General features: G+C 61.2%; 10 protein-coding genes. All 10 read left to right on the top strand.

Going from position 1 to position 16,456, the window contains the following annotated elements:
- Positions 1 to 19 precede the first annotated feature (19 nt).
- The gene (locus JQM68_RS13875) at positions 20 to 2,704 is read left to right on the top strand and encodes a PD-(D/E)XK nuclease family protein (RefSeq protein WP_235222921.1); all 2,685 of its coding nucleotides are present in this window, start codon (positions 20 to 22) and stop codon (positions 2,702 to 2,704) included.
- Between the two features lie 2 nt (positions 2,705 to 2,706).
- Entirely contained in the window at positions 2,707 to 6,402 is a 3,696-nt protein-coding gene (locus JQM68_RS10295; protein ID WP_235222920.1) for a UvrD-helicase domain-containing protein, read from the top strand.
- 1,251 nt (positions 6,403 to 7,653) lie between these two features.
- Entirely contained in the window at positions 7,654 to 8,067 is a 414-nt protein-coding gene (tnpA, locus tag JQM68_RS10290) for an IS200/IS605 family transposase (RefSeq protein WP_235222919.1), read from the top strand.
- A 19-nt stretch (positions 8,068 to 8,086) separates the two neighbouring features.
- Positions 8,087 to 9,259: a transposase gene (locus JQM68_RS10285; RefSeq protein ID WP_235222918.1), complete on the top strand. Its 1,173-nt coding sequence runs from the start codon at positions 8,087 to 8,089 to the stop codon at positions 9,257 to 9,259.
- Positions 9,260 to 9,631: 372 nt separating this feature from the next.
- A complete protein-coding gene (locus tag JQM68_RS10280; RefSeq protein ID WP_235222917.1) occupies positions 9,632 to 10,225 on the top strand; it encodes an ATP-dependent Clp protease proteolytic subunit in 594 nt (197 codons plus the stop codon).
- A gap of 17 nt (positions 10,226 to 10,242) precedes the next feature.
- Entirely contained in the window at positions 10,243 to 10,428 is a 186-nt protein-coding gene (locus tag JQM68_RS10275) for a hypothetical protein (protein WP_235222916.1), read from the top strand.
- On the top strand, positions 10,412 to 11,725 hold the full coding sequence (locus JQM68_RS10270; protein ID WP_235222915.1) for a vWA domain-containing protein: 1,314 nt from the start codon (positions 10,412 to 10,414) through the stop codon (positions 11,723 to 11,725). The genes JQM68_RS10275 and JQM68_RS10270 overlap by 17 nt, the downstream gene beginning before the upstream one ends.
- Before the next feature lie 19 nt (positions 11,726 to 11,744).
- Positions 11,745 to 12,977 carry an AAA family ATPase gene (locus JQM68_RS10265; protein WP_235222914.1) on the top strand — a complete coding sequence of 411 codons (1,233 nt, stop codon included), beginning with the start codon at positions 11,745 to 11,747 and terminating at the stop codon, positions 12,975 to 12,977.
- A 39-nt stretch (positions 12,978 to 13,016) separates the two neighbouring features.
- Entirely contained in the window at positions 13,017 to 15,125 is a 2,109-nt protein-coding gene (locus JQM68_RS10260) for an ankyrin repeat domain-containing protein (RefSeq protein ID WP_235222913.1), read from the top strand.
- The gene (locus tag JQM68_RS10255) at positions 15,122 to 16,273 is read left to right on the top strand and encodes a hypothetical protein (RefSeq protein WP_235222912.1); all 1,152 of its coding nucleotides are present in this window, start codon (positions 15,122 to 15,124) and stop codon (positions 16,271 to 16,273) included. Before JQM68_RS10260 ends, JQM68_RS10255 begins: the two co-directional genes overlap by 4 nt.
- Positions 16,274 to 16,456: the final 183 nt, after the last annotated feature.

The following is a 16,456-nucleotide window of genomic DNA, read 5'->3' as shown; positions in this document are numbered from 1 at the left end:
AGACGGGAGGGATGACCCTGTGAAACAAGACTGCGTAGAACTGCTGGCGGAGGCGCTGAAAAGACACGCCCCGGAGGAGACCATCCTGGTGACGGCCAGCCGGGCGGAGGGACGGCGTATGCTGTCCGAGCTGGCGGCTGAAGGGCATATTTTGGTGGGAGTCCGGGCGGAGACGCCGTATTCCCTGGCGGAGGAGCTCTGCGCGCCGTGGATGTCCCTGCCGGGCGCATCTACCCACGTACTGGACGAGCTGGAGGGCGCGGAGCTGGTGCGGAGCTGTATGGATGAGACCAACGGGATGTACAGCGGTGCCCATGCAAAGACGCCCCGGGCCACCCGCGCCTTTTTCCGCACCTTTATGGAAATGGATCTGGCGGAGATACCGGAGGAAGCGGGAGACAGTGATAAGCTGCAGGAGCTGCGGAAGCGCTACGTCCAGAAAAAAACAGCATGGCAGTTCAAGGACCGGGGCGACCTGTTCCGTATGGCGCTGATCGCGGCGGGCAAGGAGAACTGCCCCCTGCGTCGCGCCCACTTCGTGGCGCCGGGGGATTACGCTCCCGCGCCCCTGGAGCGGAGGCTGCTGGAGCTGCTGACATCGGACTCCGGGCTGGAGGTGGTGAAGCTGCCATGCGCCGCGGGCGTGGACCTGCCTGTGGGCGCGCTTGCGGAGGATCTGCCCCGGGTGGACGCCGTGGGTGCGGTGCAGCAGGCGAATGCCCGCTTCGCGGCCTGCCGGGGCATGGAGACCGAGGTGCGCTTCCCCCTCCGGGACATGCTGGACAAGCAGCTTCTTCTGGAGGACTGTGCGGTGGTCTGCCTGTCCTCCGCGTACCTCCAGCCGCTGTATGAGGAGGCACGGCGGTTTGGTTTCCCCGTTACCGTGGGCGGCGGTCTGCCCATGACGGGCAGCCTGCTCTACACGACGCTGAAGCAGGTGCGGGACCTGCCGCTGTCTGATTTCAACGCTGAGGAGGTCTGCGCCCTGCTGGAGAGCGGCGGCTGCAGGCCGGAAAAGCGGATGAGGCTGGCGGACAGGATCCGCCGCAAAAAAGTGGGCTGGGGCAGGGAGCGCCTTGAATTAGCCTGCCGCTATGACCCCGCCGAGAGCGGATATCCGGGAGAGGATGTGCTGGAGAGCTGGAAGCGGTTTTTGACGCTGCTGGCGGCGGTGGCGGAGCCTCCCCGGGACGGGAAGCTGGCGGACCGGAAGAAAGACCTGCTGGACTTCCTTGGCTTCTGCAATCACATCGGCCCGCAGGAGGCGGCGGCCTATGCCAAGGCAAGGGACCTTGCCGGGCACATCATGGGCCTGAACAGCGGCGAGACGGCGCTGGAACGGCTGCTGGGCATGATGGAGACCACCTCTTATTTCGGTGGCAGCCCGGAGCCGGGGAAGCTGTACTGCGCGCCGCTGTCCCAGGCGGCCTTTACGGGCCGTAAGCGCCTGTACATATTGGGCTTCTCCCGCTATGCCATGCAGGGCAGCCTGCGGGAGTCCCCCATTTTGCTGGACCGGGAGCGGGACGTGTTGGGCGGTCTGAAGACCTCCATTCAGCGGGGACAGGAGCGGGAGTTCCGCCTGCTGACGCTGCTGGTGCGTCACGGGGGCAAATTGGTATTGTCCTTCCCGGACTTTGACAGCGACCGGATGCTCCCCCAGGAGCCGGAGCCTTTCTTCCGGGACGCCTCCGGCGGACATTGGGAGACCGTAGGCTATATTCCGCAAACGGACGTCCTGCCGACGGACAAGCTCCTGCAGGAGAGCGCGGTGCGGATCGAGGGACCGCAGGTCCATGGCGAGGGGAGCGGCGAGACATTCCAGCTCCACCCCATGATGACCCGGCGGGACCAGCTGCAGGCGATGGAGTTCTCCGCCACCATGCTGGAGGATGTGACCCGCTGCCCCTATGCCTTCTACCTCAAGCGGATGCTGAAGGTCCGCGCCCCCCAGCCGGTAAAGCGCCGGGAGGACCGCTGGCTGAACTCCGCGGAGATCGGCAGCTTCTGCCACGCCGTTCTGGAGGAATATTACAAGCTGGATCAGCAAAGGAACTGGGAGGACATTTTCGAGGAGAGATTTCCCGGGCTGAGGGATGTGGCGCCGCTGCCCCGTCCGGAGCTGGAGCAGGAGACAAGGGAGCAGATAAAACTGTTTCTGGAGCGCGCCGTGGATTGGACGGCGAAGGAGCGGCGGAAGGTCCTGGAGACCGAGAAGAAGTTCTCCGGCCAGCAGATGACGTTCGGCCAGCGCTGGACGCTGCGGATGCAGGGCAGCATCGACCGGGTGGATCAGCTGCAGGACGGCACGATTGCCGTGCTGGACTACAAGACCGGAGACCCTGAGAAAATGAAAGACGAGATGGACCGCCACTGGCAGCACTATCTCTACTCCCTGGCGGAGGAGCAGATCACGCCCGGCCGCCAGGTGAAAAAGGCCGGATACCTCTTCCTGCGGGAGGAGGCGGAGCTGGTGGAGATGAAGGAGGACGAGACCATGCGCAACACCTGCGGCCAGCGCATCGCCTGGATCCTGGACCGGCTTGCCGCGGAGGGCGGAAGACCGGACTGCATGCCCTGTTATAAGGAGAAGAAAACAGCCAAGCTCCCAGGCGAGATGAGGACGGGCGCTGTCAGAGAGGCTCAGAAAGCGTGTAAAAATTGGTGCGAATTTGCCGGTATTTGCCCGGAACAGGAGGGCTAATGATGACAGAAGACGAGAAGAGAGCCCTGCTGGAAGGCAGTGGGTTTACTCGAGAGGGTTTTCAGAAGAAGAGCCGGAACTATCTGGTGGAGGCCGGCGCCGGCGCCGGAAAGACCACGCTCATGGTGCGGCGCATCGTGAACCAGCTGGTGACGGGGTACTGCGAGCCGAAGGAGCTGGTGGCCATTACCTTTACAAACAAGTCCACGCTGGAACTGCGAAAAAAGCTGGATGATGAGCTGTGCCAGCGCCGCGACATGGCGAAGGCCGGCGGGGACGAGACTCTGCGGAAACGTTTGGAGGTTCTGATACGCGAGAGCGGACAGATGCAGGTGAGCACCATCCATAGCTTTTGCCAGACCATGCTGGAGGCCATGCCCTTTGCATCTCCGCTGGGACTGGATATGCAGGTGGAGGAGGACGATACGCCTGAGGCAAAGGCGTATCTGCGCCGCCGCCTGCAGGAGAAGAACACGACCCTGTTCCGTGACGCTCAGGAGATGGGGGTGTCCCCGGCGCAGCTGGAAAAGTGGTTCCTGGAGCTGCGCGGCAATGGCGAGGCGGAGCTTCAATACTGCCAGGACCCGGCGAAGCTGGGGCAGTGGGACAGCAGCGTCCGGAGGTTGGCCGTGGACCTGCAAAAGACGCTGCATGACATTGGCGTTGAAGAGCCGGTCCTCGAGCCTGCGCTTCAAAGGACCGTGGACATGAACCCGGTCGCCTTTGCCGCGGACCCAGCAGCCATTTGCCGTCTGGCGTGGCAGGCGCTGTACATGCCGGAGAAATGGTGGAACACCCGCAATAATCAAAGCAAGAAGTTCCGGGATTCTGAAACGGGCGACGCCGTGGACAAGGTATGGAACGGCCCCAAGGCGCAAGCCCTGCGGGAGGCGGCGGGGCCACTGCTCCACAGCCGCCTGATGAAGGACATGGACGAACTGCTGCGGGATTACCGGGCCGAGCAGACAAAGCGGCACACCGCCACCTATGACGGCCTGCTGCTGCGCTGCCGGGATATGCTGCGGGACGACCGGGAGGCCCGGAGCTATTTCCACCAGCGCTACAAGGTGCTGTATGTGGATGAGATGCAGGACACGGACCCCGTGCAGACGGAGCTTTTGTTCTACCTGACCACCGACGAACAGAGCTTTGATGAGACCGACTGGCGCAATTGCCGCCCCGTGCCCGGCAGCCTCTTTCTGGTGGGCGACCCCAAGCAGGCCATCTACCGCTTCCGGGGCGCGGACATCGGCGTGTACAACACTCTGGAGAAATTGTTCCAGAGCGAAGAAGACCTTGCTGCCAACGGCCCGGCTACCGGGACCGTGGGCGAAAAGGTCACGCTGCGGTACAACTTCCGCAGCGCGAAGGAGATCTGCGACCTGGCGGACAGGGTGTTCGACCCGAATGCCGGCGCTTCGGGGGCTGTCGGGTTCACGGGGGGGACCTACCAAGCCCGCTACGTGGCTATGGACGCCCGGCACGGCGCCTGCTCCTTGGCCCGGACGGTATCCTATCCGACCTTCCAGATGTACGGGGAGAGCTTGGATCCGCATCAGGTGGCAAGCTTTATCCGCACGATGATCGACACGGGCGCCCCGGTGGGCAGCGACCCAGGGAAAGGGCCCCATGCCGCGCGGCCCGGGGATTTTCTGGTCCTGACCAGCAACAGGAGATCGGTAGAGGAGTATGTAAGCGCGCTGAAACAGGTGGGCGTCGATGTGGAGGCCTCCGGTCAGCAGGCCTTTTCCGATATACCGCCCATTGCCTGCGGCGTTCTGCACCTGCAGTCGATGCTTGCGCCCCGGGATGACCGTCTGCTCATCAGGGTGCTCAGAGGGTGCTACCCAGGGCCGGCCACCGAAGATGAGATGCTTCGCAAGCTGATGGTGCGGACGGGCAAGGGTTCTCTGACGGGCCTGCTGTATCCGAAGCAGATGGCGGATATCCGTCTTGCGCTGGAGGCGGAGACGCCCCGGGATGAAGGATTGCTGAAGCTGTGCGCCATTTTGGAGGAGATCGCCCGTCTCCGCCGCATGGTGGGCACCCTGCCTGCCATGGCGGTGCTTGAACATCTGATGGAGGGCGGCTACGGCCTCTGGAAGGGCATGGCGGAGACAGACCTGTCCCGGCGCAGACAGATATACGCCGCTGTACAGCAGTATCTGAATCTGGTGCGCGGCTCCGGGGAACGGAGCTTCCCGGCGTTGGCGGCCTGTGCCATTGCGTGCGCGGAAAAAACGTACGAGCGGGAATTGGAGTTGGAGCCGCGGAAAAACGCCGTGCGCGTCATGAATCTCCACAAGGCCAAGGGCCTGGAGGGGGAGGTCGTGATCCTCGCCAACGGCTGGCGGAAAACCGACATTCCCCCCCAGCGCCACATATCCCGCGGCGGCACGGTGAAAGAGTATGCCGCCCTGCATCCGCAGACGTGGGACGGCGGAAAAGGACCGAGGGATGCCGATTTTGCCGTGGCCTGGCCGGAAAAGTGGGAACAGCAGAAGAAAGAGGAGCGCCAGTATCTGGAAGCGGAGTATGCCAGATTACTGTATGTGGCGGCTACCCGCGCAAAGACGATGCTTGTGGTATGCAGCGGCCCGGAATATTTTGCCGGGGATGGGGCGGGCTATCTGCCCTACTGGAAGCCGCTGACGGACCGGATGAAAATGGCGGACGAGGATGACGCTATGTTCGGCGCGGCCTTTGGGGCGCTGCTGAACGGGCAGCTGACGCAGGCTTCGGCCGCACTGGGGCAGAAACCGCCCACGCCTCCGCAGGCTGTCTCCGTGGAGCCGGATGTGATGGAGGAGCAGCTGGAGGCCGATTCCACCAAGCTGGCGGAAAACCGCGTTTACGCCATCACCCCCAGCCGCCTGGAGCATCAGGCCCGGAGCGTGGTCAACCGCCCGGACGAAGCGGAGCCGGAGGAGGCGGAGGAGACCGCCGCTTCCGCACCCGCCCCGGAGGACGAGGAGAAAGATGAGGAACTCACCGCTCCGGCGGAGGACGGCGAAACCGCTTCCCCGGCGGAGGCGTCCGGTGGGCCTTACGGCCCCGACTGGGGCACCATCGTCCACCGGGTGATGGAGCTGGCCGTTCGGAGCGGCGAGACCGATTCGGAGAAGCTGCTGACGTTTGCCCGGCAGGCGGTGTTCGAGACGCTGCCGGAGGGCACGGTGACGGAGAAGCAACTGAAGATGCTGGGCCTCACGGAGGACGGTAAAAATCCCATGGAGCACCTTGCCCAGCAGGCCGCCGGGGCCGCGTCCTTCCTGTCGGATGAAAACAGCGGACTGCGGCGGAAGATGCGGGGGGCGCGCTGCTTCCCGGAGCTGCCCTTCTTCCTGCGGGCGGAAAAGGACGATGAACAGACCGGAGAGCTGTACCGCCACCTGTCCGACCACATCACCAGCGACGCCGCCCGGGATCGGGTATTGGACGTGCAGGGCGTCATCGACCTGGCCATCCTGGCGGAGGACGGCTGGTATGTGGTGGACTACAAGACCGATAAGCGCCTCGACGGCGAGGACGAGGAGGCCTTCCGCCAGCGGCTGAGAGGGGAGTACACCCCTCAGATCACCGCCTATGCCCGGGTGCTGGAGCGGCTGGGGCAGGGCCCGGTGAAGGGCGCGTACCTATGCTCTGTCCCGCTGGGCGGAGAGCTGATCGAACTGGATATCGCGCCGGAGACTCTCTGAGATTCGCAAAGACAAAACCACCTGTCACACTGGTCGTGACAGGTGGTTTTTCTGGGTGCGCCCGGCATGGGCGAAATCTAACGGGTGAAAGTCCCGAGCGCGCCCGGTGGTGGGAAGCGCATAGCTGAACAACAAGGGTGTCCCTGGTGACGGGGAATCCGAAGGAAGTTGTAAGCAAACCCTTGGCCTGACGAACAGGAATCGCATCAGGCGGATACTTGGGACGAGGCTCCACAGTAAGCTGAAGTCCAATAACCACACGGAACCAGTAAACGTAAATGCGGCAGGTAGGGGAAAGATTTCGCTCTTACCCGGGGAGATCTTGCAGGCGCATGGAATAGACATATTCGAAAAAAATGCGTAGTAACAACGAACTGCAAGCCCGATTCTAAAATGCTCTATTACAAACGAGAGACTCGCACGAGCCGGATACTACAGCCTATCCGACAGGTACGAGTCCCTGCACTCATGCGATTGAACCGCCGTATAGGGAACCCTACGTACGGTGGTGTGAGGGGACGGGGCTATCGGCCCTTACCTACTCGATTATTTCGGGAAACTTTTACTGGGGGAAAATCGCGGTTTCGATCTTCTCCCGCAGCGCCTCAGCCAGCTTTCGGTGGCTCTCAGGCGAAATATGGAGCTGGTCCGCGTCCCCGCCAGCAACCAGCTCTGTTGCGTTGAATAGTGTTTCGGTGCATTCTCGTGACTTTAGTTATGAGTTAGTCGAAACTAGGGTTAATCTCTGCAATTCAGTTGTTTTTAGGGCATAAAAGCTTTTATTGATTATTCCTTCATGATTATGGTATATCGAGTTTTAGGGCGGGTTTTGATTATTGGCTTTGTGCATTATGCGAATTATGCGACAGCCCCGGTTTTTCCTTAGTGCGGACGGTCTGGGCGAAATCTAACGGTTGGAAGTCCCGAGCACGGCCAGCGGTGGGAAGCGCATAGCTGAACAGCAAGGGTGTCCCCGGTGACGAGGAATCTGAAGAAAGTTGTAAGCAAACTCTTGGTCTGACGAACAGAAATCGTATCAAGCGGATACTGGGGGTAGGATCCTAAGAAAGTTGAAGTCGGGCTAATTCCGCCCGGTGCTAACACCGGGGAAGCAGTTCGTTGAATAAAGAGCCGCCGCATTCTCGTGACTTTAGTCGTGAGTAAGGCGGCCGTTTTGCTTTGGTACAAATGTTCTATTTTGGGTTGCATTGTGATTGCACAAATGGTATAATACTATCAGGGTGATTGTATATGGAAATAAATAATTACGGACTTACATATGGTCGTGGTTATGTATATCGCCTTCAGTATCATATCGTTTGGTGCGTAAAGTACAGACGAAGGATTTTGGAAGGAGATATAGAGACTTTCCTTAAGGAAGATTTGGCCGCAACAGCAAAAGACATTGACGTTACAATTGACGCCATGGAGAGCATGCCGGACCACATTCATCTTCTCGTGAGTTGTTCGCCGCAACACTTTCTTCCGGATATCGTCAAGGTTTTCAAGGGAAACTCTGCCAGACACCTGTTTATGAGATTCCCCGAACTCAAGAACAAGCTCTGGGACGGACACCTTTGGAACCCTTCTTACTTCGTGGCCACTGTCAGTGAAAACACGACGCAGCAGGTGACGGAGTATATCAATAGCCAAAAGGTCAAGTAGAGATAGAAAGGAGGTCCTCATGAAAACCATCGTCATCAACCGTGCTATCAAGTATCGGATTTATCCAAACGAAGACCAGAAGGACCTCATAAATAAAACCTTTGGCTGTGTCCGGAAGGTCTACAATATGGGGCTGGAACTTCAGCAAGGCCTTCATACGGCTGATATGAAGTCTATGTCCCGTAATGAGCTTAATCAGTTCTGTAACCATGTCTGGAAGGATGAATTGGAATATCTCCGCGAGGTCGATAAGTTTGCCCTCACCAACAGCCTGTTCAACCTTTCTAACGCATTCAAGAACTTCTTCGATAAGAAGGGCCGCTATCCGCGGTTCAAGTCCAAGAAAGACCACAAAATGTCCTATACGACCAATGCCACCAATGGAAACATTGCTGTTGAGCGCACGGGAACGAAATGTGGGCGAATCAAACTGCCAAAGCTCGGATGGGTCGAAGCGTGTATTCACAGAGACCCGGAACCTGGGGCGGTCCTCAAGAATGCCACCATTTCCATGTCTCAGAGCGGAAAGTATTATGTGTCCATTCTCTTTGCCATAACGGTGGAAGCCGCATCTCCAGTGATGCCTGACATCAAGAAGACTCTCGGCTTGGACTATAGCAGTCCTCTGTTCTATGTGGACTCTGAAGGCTGTTCACCAGAAGTTCCGCATGCTTTCCGCAGGGTCGAGCAGAGGCTTGCTAAGGAACAGAAGCGGCTGGCCCGTATGGTAAAGGGTTCAAAGAACTATGAGAAGCAGCGGCTCTTTGTAGCCAGATTGCATGAGCGAGCATCCAATCAACGCAAGGACTTCTGCCATAAGGAAAGCAGGAAGATAGCCAATTCCTGGGACACTGTATGTGTAGAAGATATCGACTTGCGGGCAATGTCTGGAACTCTGCGGCTTGGCAAATCAACGATGGACAATGGCTTCGGGCTGTTCCGGGGATTCCTTCAGTACAAACTGGAGGAACAGGGGAAGCACTTTGTCGTTATCGACAAGTGGTATCCGTCAACGAAGACCTGTAACCATTGTGGGGCGTATGATCCTTCTGTCCAGCTTGGACAGAAGGAATGGACCTGCCCGCAATGCCACAAGGTTCTTCGGAGAGATCCTAACGCAGCCAGAAACATCCGTGACGAAGGGTTTCGCACTATCAAACGGCGGATGGAAGATATCCGGCTTGCCGTCTGATTGTGTTACATACCAAACCGGAAGGAACTCCGGGGATAGCTCGTTTTACTACGGCAGAGACGGTTACAGTCGTCCAGAAGTCCGGTTAAGCGAGAATAAAAGAGAGGGAATCCGTCTCCTTGAAGCCCGTGACTTCAGTCATGGGTAGTTCACAAGTTACATTCTATAACAGCATGATTTTCAATTTAGAAGGGTGCTGCTTCAAAATGATTTTGCAGATCATGAGAGGCGGCACCCTTTTTTTGTGGCATTGCGGAGATGCCGCGCCATACGGCCTTCGCCGCCGTGAAACAAACCCCTGGCTCCTTATCAATTTTGAAAAGACCCCCGGTGTAAAATGTGCCCAGAACAAATGAATCGGAGGTAACAACCATGTTTACAATGCCCTATGTGATCGAAGGCAAGGACGGCCGCGGGTACGACATCTTCTCCCGCCTGCTGAAGGACCGCATCGTGCTGCTCACCGGCGAGGTGAACGACGAGACGTCGGCGGCCGTGGTGGCCCAGCTTCTGTATCTGGAGGCGGAGGACCCGGAGAAGGACATCTCCCTCTACATCAACAGCCCCGGCGGCTCCGTCACCGCGGGTCTGGCGATTCTGGATACCATGGAGCACATCCGCTGCGACGTGTCCACCATCGCCGTGGGCCTGGCGGCCTCCATGGGCGCGGTGCTGCTGGCGGCGGGGACCAAGGGCAAGCGCCGGGTGCTGCCTAACGCCGAGGTCATGATCCACCAGCCCCTGGGCGGCGCGGAGGGACAGGCGTCCGATGTGCTCATCCGGGCAAGGCACCTGGAGCGCGCCCGCACCCGTCTGACGGACCTGCTGGCGGAATACACCGGCAGGGACCGGGCGCAGCTGGCGGCGGACATGGATCGGGACAACTTCATGGATGCTGCGGAGAGCGTGGCCTACGGCCTGGCGGACGAGGTGGTGGACCGGCGGACCGCTCCCAGCGCCGCCTGACCGGGAAAGGAGAGCGTATGGAACTGGATATTCTGTACCGGCTGAGCATGATGGTAGGCTTTCTGATGGCGGGCTTTCTGGCTCTGGTCATAGCCGCCGTCATCGCGCTGGTGTGGCACTTCGTGAAGGTCTCTGACCGGGAGCTGGAGCAGCTGCTGGAAGGCATGGAGCGGAAGGAGAAGGACGATGGCGGAAGAGACTGAGCTGAACAGGCAGGCCGTGGAGATCATCGAGTGGTCCCGGCGGAAGCTGGCGGCGAAGCTGCCGGAATTTCTGCCCGCCATCTACCTGCTGCCCCTGCGGCCCAGCGAAGCGGAGCGCTCCCTGTGGACCGACGGCGAGACGTTGTACTACCACCCGGAGACGGTGGTGCGGGACTACCTGGGGCGCAAGGATTCCATCGCTGCACAGATCATGCACATCACGGCCCACGGCCTGCTTGGCCACATCCCTAAACGGCAGGGGCAGAATCCCCAGCTCTTTGACGCCGTGGCGGACGCCAAGGCGGCGGCCTTCGTGCACCGCCTGCCCGTGCCGCTGACGCCTTCCTGGAAGAAGGAAATCCGGGAGCACGTGGAGGCCCTGGAGCAGCTGACACTGGAGGCCGCCTATCTGGCGCCGGAGACCCGGGAGGAGGCGGAGGAGCTGGTCCGGAAGAGCCAGCCCCTGCGGCTGGATGACCATGCGGCCTGGACGCCGCTTCCGGGCGGGCAAAACGGCGCCGGGGCCGGAGACCTGTGGGGCGCGGCTGCCCGCCAGGTGGCCGCGGCCCTGGCACAGTCCGGGAAAGACTCCCAGTACGGCAGTCTGGCCGGGGAGCTGTGTGAGGAATACCGGGACGTGGAGGAGAGCGGCGTCAGCTACAAGGAGTTCCTGCGCCGGTTCTGCGCCCGGCGGGAGCGGCAGGAGGTGGACCCCGACTCTATCAACGCCATCTGGTACCGGGTGGGCATGGACCTCACCGGAGACGCTCCCTTCATCGAACCGGAGGAGCTGCGGGAGGATGCCCCGGCGCTGGACCTGGCGGTGGCGCTGGACACTTCCGGCTCCTGCTGCGGCGGGGTCATGCACGGCTTTCTGGAGGAGCTGCTGGCTATCCTGCGGGATGCCGGCGGCCCCCGGGTGGAGCTGACGCTGATCCAGTGCGACGCGGACATCCAGAAGGTCCAGACCCTCAGCGGAGAGGACACGGCCGACGGCCTGATGAAGAAGTTTTCCGTCATGGGCTGCGGCGGCACGGACTTCTGCCCGGTGTTCGACTACGTGAACGCCCAACGGGAGTCCCCGGACGGCAAGCACTTCCGGGGACTGCTGTACCTGTCCGATGGCTTCGGCGAATTTCCGGACCAGGCCCCGGACTATCCCGTGGCGTTCCTGTTCCCCAAGGGGGAGGAAGCGTGGGAACCGGACTGGTTCGAGATCCCCAAATGGGTGACGCAGGTGCGCATCACCGGGGACGACCGTCTGCTTGTGAGCTGGGATGGCCGGGAATCAAATTGATGTTCAGGAGGATACACATATGAAATCTCAGGTGACTGTGACAGTCAATATTCAGCAGGCCAAGGAGGCCCTGGCCCAGACGGCGGAGCTGTACTTCGCCAAAGACGCGGAGGGAAACTGGCGGCTGGACCGCCGCCGTGCCCGCCCGGTGTGCCTCATGGGCCCCGCCGGCATCGGCAAGACGGAGATCGTCCGCCAGGTGGCGGAGGAGCAGGGACTGGCGTTCCTGTCCTACTCTGTCACCCACCACACCCGGCAGAGCGCCATCGGCCTGCCCCGGCTGACGGAGCGGCAGGTGGACGGCAAGACTGTCTGCGTGACGGAGTACACCCTCAGCGAGATCGTGGCGGAGGTCTGGCGGGTCATGGAGGAGAGCGGCAAGGAGCGGGGCATCCTGTTCCTGGACGAGTTCAACTGCGCCAGCGAGACGCTGCGCCCCGCCATGCTGCAGCTGCTGCAGAGCAAGTCCTTCGGCCCTCACGCCCTGCCTGACGGCTGGATGCTGGTGCTGGCGGGCAACCCCAGCGAGTACAACGCCTCCGCCACCGCCCTGGACCCGGTCATGGCGGATCGGATGCGGCTTCTGTGGCTGGCGCCTGACTACGCTGCCTGGCGGGCTTACATGGTGGAGCGGGGCGTGCACCCCATGGTGCTGTCCTATCTGGACGACCACCGCGGCCACTTTTACGTCTTTGAAAAGGACGGGGAGGGCACGGGCCTGGTCACCGCCCGTGGCTGGGAGGACCTGTCCATCCTGCTGCGGATGATGGAGGAGAAGAACTTCCCCGTGGACCTGACCTTCATATCCCAGTTCCTCCAGTCCTCCAAGGTGGCCCGGGGCTTCTACACCTACTACGAGCAGTACAGCGCGCTGCTGCACTCCGGCATCATTGACCGCATCCTGCGGGGCGAAAAACCTGACGAGGCGGAGCGGGAAGTGGCGGAGATGCCTTTCGGCCAGCGCTGGGCGCTGACCTGCGTGCTGCTGCTGCGGCTGGAGAACCTGTGCGCCGACAAAAAACCGGAGGCCGGGCGGGCCATGGAGACGGTGCTGCACTTCTACCAGCACTGCCCGGAGTGCCAGCCCCAGCTGGAATTCCTGCTGAACGGCCTGACCAACAGCGACCCCTGCGCCATGCACATCGCCGTCAACGGCTGCGAGATCTATCGCACACTGGCGGAGCAGCTGTTTTTCCAGAACGACACGCCCTCTGTGCGCAAGCTGAAGAAGCTGCTGGAGAAGGCAGGCTGACAGGCGGAGCGCTTCGCCCGGAGGGGAAAGGAGGAAGCTATGTGGCTGTTTAGCGAAGAGACAAATGCGCTGCAGGAGGCGATCGAACAGAGACGGTACGCCACGGCCTACGCGTTGCTACGCAGGCGGACGGAGCCGCTGTCGGGAGCGGAAGCGAAAGCGTGCCTGAACGCGGCGCTTCTCTGCACGCCCGGGCTCTTCCGGCGGGTGCTGGAGCAGTGCGCGCCGGGGGAATACTGCGGAGATACCATTGTGGAACTGAACAAGGAAAAACATGCCGCGGTGCACGGGACCATGCTGGTGCTGGCGGCGGCGCTGGACCGGCCGGAGCATGTGCGGCTGCTGCTGGAGGCGGGATACGACTGCAACGGCGCGGGGGCGTCCTCCGCCAAGGCGTTTTGGGGGGATGAGGGGCCCGGTGATTTCGACCAGGAAAGCGGTGCTTCGTCCTATGGGGACCGCTGCGGTGTCAGCGGCAATCAGGTGATCTTGTTCAGAGACTGGAGCAGCGCTATCCGGTACGCGACCCCGCTGGCGGCAGCGACAGCCTGCGGCAGCCGCCGTGCCGTGGCTGTGCTGCTGCGCTGGCCCGGCGTCTGGAAAGAAGAGAGCGGTGTGGTCTGCCGCGCTGCCGTGTTGGCCTGGGAGATGTTTCAGGGAGACCCCCGTCAGGCCGTGGCGGGACAGGTGTTCGGAGAGCCGGGGACCTTAGCGGGAGCCCGGCTGCCGGAGACCCGCTGCCTCCGGCCTGAGTATTTCGCCGACTTCTGCTCGGCGGACACCCTGCGCATCCAGCTGGAGAAGGGCTTTTGCGATGAGGCCGCCGCAAGGCGGCTCCTGCATCTGCTGGAGGATTCCGTTTCCGGCGGGCTGATCCGGGACTGCGCCCGGAAGCTGAGCCTGCTGGAGCGGTATTATCCCCGGCTCTGCCGGGAATCCTGGGTGACGGGCATCCTTTTGCGCCATCTGGCGCAGAGGCGTTCTCCCAAGCGCCACTGCAGCCGTCTCATCGGCCAATGGAAAAGGCTCTGCGGGGAAGAAGGGGACTTGACCTGGGCCAGCCGGGAACTGCGCTGTATGCCCCGTAAGGAGCTGCGCGCATTGCTGCGGGAGCTGGGCCGGGACACACGGCTGGTCATAGACGCGGATGCTTTGTGGACGCTCGGCGGTGAGGAGAGGGGCAATACGGCGGAGGTTCTGCGTCAGGTGCGCCTGCGGTTTAACCGGGGACTGGAGGGCGTCAGCGCCCTGACGGAAAACCTGGTGCGGATCGATGACTCCCGGCGCTTTCTGGAGGCCGCCCGGCTGGGAGCCTTTCAGGGAGAGGATCCCAAAGAACTGATGGCATATCTCCGGCGGGAAAACAGCATCGGCCTGCGGGCGGCGGCGCTGACTTTTAGAGGCAACGACGCCTGCGGGGAGGAGCCTCTCTGGAAAACCGAAAGCAGGGACGGCTTCTGGCACCGCTGCTGGACGCCGGAGCCTGCTGCCTATGACCAATGGATGCAGGAGCTGGTATTCGGAGAGCTGCCGGAGGAGGAGTGTCTGCGCCGCCTGCAGATGATGGGACAAGCGCAGCACTTACAGTACATTTTCTACAGCTACCCTAAAATTTTCCTGAGGACGGAGGACGACGGGAAGCAGCTTTATGTGAATAGGCCGGAGGCCGCTGTGTTCTGCGGGACGCAGGAGCAGCCTCTGCGGCTGATGATGCAGTACATGCCGGAGACGCTGGAGCGGCAATACATCCTGTTTTTTCTGGGTTCCGGTCAGGATTTGAAGGGGACGCCCCTGTGCCTGGCTGCCGCGATGGGGCGGACGGCCCTTGTGAAGTTGCTGCTGGACGCCGGTATTTGCCCCAATGAGCGGGGCTGGGGCGAGGTCTCTGCCGTCAGATGGCGGGTCAGCGGGCCGACGCAGTTTGTCTCGCCGGTAACACCAGTGACGCCAGTGACGGCGGCGATTTTGTGGGGCCGGGAGGAGACCGCCCGTCTGCTGCTGGACGCGGGGGCGGAATGTGATTTTTCCGGGCCGGAGTTTCAGCAGCTCCTGGAGCTGGGCGGTGAAAAGACCCGCGCGCTGGCGGCCCGGCTCTTCGAAACGGGGCAGACACCGGGAAAAAACTGTTTGGAGGCGAAAGGCGCATGATGCGGGTCAGACTGCTTTCGGAACCGGAGTACCGTCAAATGCTGGGGGAAGGGACCTGTCGGGAATACCGGGAGATCCATTTTTACACACTGTTGCGGGAGAAAGGGGACTTTTCCGACGAGGCCAGCCGCCGTCTGCTGCGGATCCTCCACGGAGACGCCGCCTTGGAGGGAAAGTGGTACAGCCGAACCACGCCGGAGGGTAAGCCCTGCCTGCCCGCTCTTTCCCAGGAGGCCCAATACGGCCTGGTCGTGGTGGAGAACTCCCGAAATGGAATTTATACGCCCATTGACAACCGCTTCTCCTCCTTTGAGACGCAAAGGCGCATGGAGGGCAGGGCCAGCTCCCACTGCGGCATCCCCCTGGTCTGGGACGCCTTCGCCGCCATGGATATGGACATCCTGCTGGTATTTCGGAAGAAGGACTTTAACTTTTCCTGGGATATCCAGCTGGGGAACGACTTTATTCTGGAAAACTACCACTACGGCAGCTCGGTCTTGGAGGCGGTGGTGGAGGAAACGCGTATCAGAGAGGAGATGGGAGCGGACGGCGTGCTGCGGGTGGATAACTTTTTCTTTGACGAGAAATACGTCTGGTATCAGGAGCCGAAGGAGCTGCTGGAGGTCCTCAGTGACATGAACTTGGGAATGCTGCCGCTGGTCAGGGGAGAACTGACGCTGGGCGAGTTGTACCGCCTGTGCGACGACAACGATGATGTGGAGCGGGAGGACTGGAAAGCAGGCACCGGAGAGACACCGTGGCTGAAGGGCCGGGTCCTCAACCATATGGACTACCTGCCGAAGGAGCCGGAGTCCCGGCGCATCGTGTACATGGTGGTGGAGAAGCATTCGGACGGGAGCTATCTCCTGCGGAACCGTACTTCCGGGAAGTACCCGGAGTACATCGAAATGCTGGATCAGGTCATGGAGCTTGCCGTCCCCGGCGGAGAGATACTAGCGCTGGCAGTGGACGTAAACGAGATCATGCAGTGCGCCTCGGACGTGAACAAGGCGGTGTGCGCCTTTCGGGTAGCGGACGAGGCGGTGGAGACCTTCGGATGGCAGGAGGGTCTGCTGGTATTCGAGAAGGCGCTGCGGGAGGCCCTTGCCTCGGGAAAGTGCGGCGTCCGGACGGAGGATGACGATTAGATGAAAAAGGAGGGCGGAATCCGCCCTCCTTAAACATTGCTGTTAGCACGTCTATGACTTATGTCCTTATTCCCGTTTCGATTCAAGATAGCACTCCACAGCGGAGATGACCTTTTCCGCCGCCGCAACCTGTTCCTCTGCCATTTCGAACGTAACATCAGCGAATTGACTCCTCCCACCGCT

The sequence above is a fragment of the Oscillibacter valericigenes genome (assembly GCF_021531435.1).
GTDB classification, from domain to species: domain Bacteria; phylum Bacillota; class Clostridia; order Oscillospirales; family Oscillospiraceae; genus Oscillibacter; species Oscillibacter valericigenes_B.
Note: the sequence above shows the minus strand (reverse complement) of the source record. Positions and strands in the feature narration are given on the sequence as shown.

Bases quoted from the DNA above. Each gene is read 5' to 3' on its own strand.
- JQM68_RS10295 (WP_235222920.1), top strand. From the start codon at position 2,707: ATGACAGAAGACGAGAAGAGAGCCCTGCTGGAAGGCAGTGGGTTTACT.
- tnpA (WP_235222919.1), top strand. From the start codon at position 7,654: ATGGAAATAAATAATTACGGACTTACATATGGTCGTGGTTATGTATAT.
- JQM68_RS10285 (WP_235222918.1), top strand. From the start codon at position 8,087: ATGAAAACCATCGTCATCAACCGTGCTATCAAGTATCGGATTTATCCA.
- JQM68_RS10280 (WP_235222917.1), top strand. From the start codon at position 9,632: ATGTTTACAATGCCCTATGTGATCGAAGGCAAGGACGGCCGCGGGTAC.
- JQM68_RS10275 (WP_235222916.1), top strand. From the start codon at position 10,243: ATGGAACTGGATATTCTGTACCGGCTGAGCATGATGGTAGGCTTTCTG.
- JQM68_RS10270 (WP_235222915.1), top strand. From the start codon at position 10,412: ATGGCGGAAGAGACTGAGCTGAACAGGCAGGCCGTGGAGATCATCGAG.
- JQM68_RS10265 (WP_235222914.1), top strand. From the start codon at position 11,745: ATGAAATCTCAGGTGACTGTGACAGTCAATATTCAGCAGGCCAAGGAG.
- JQM68_RS10260 (WP_235222913.1), top strand. From the start codon at position 13,017: ATGTGGCTGTTTAGCGAAGAGACAAATGCGCTGCAGGAGGCGATCGAA.
- JQM68_RS10255 (WP_235222912.1), top strand. From the start codon at position 15,122: ATGATGCGGGTCAGACTGCTTTCGGAACCGGAGTACCGTCAAATGCTG.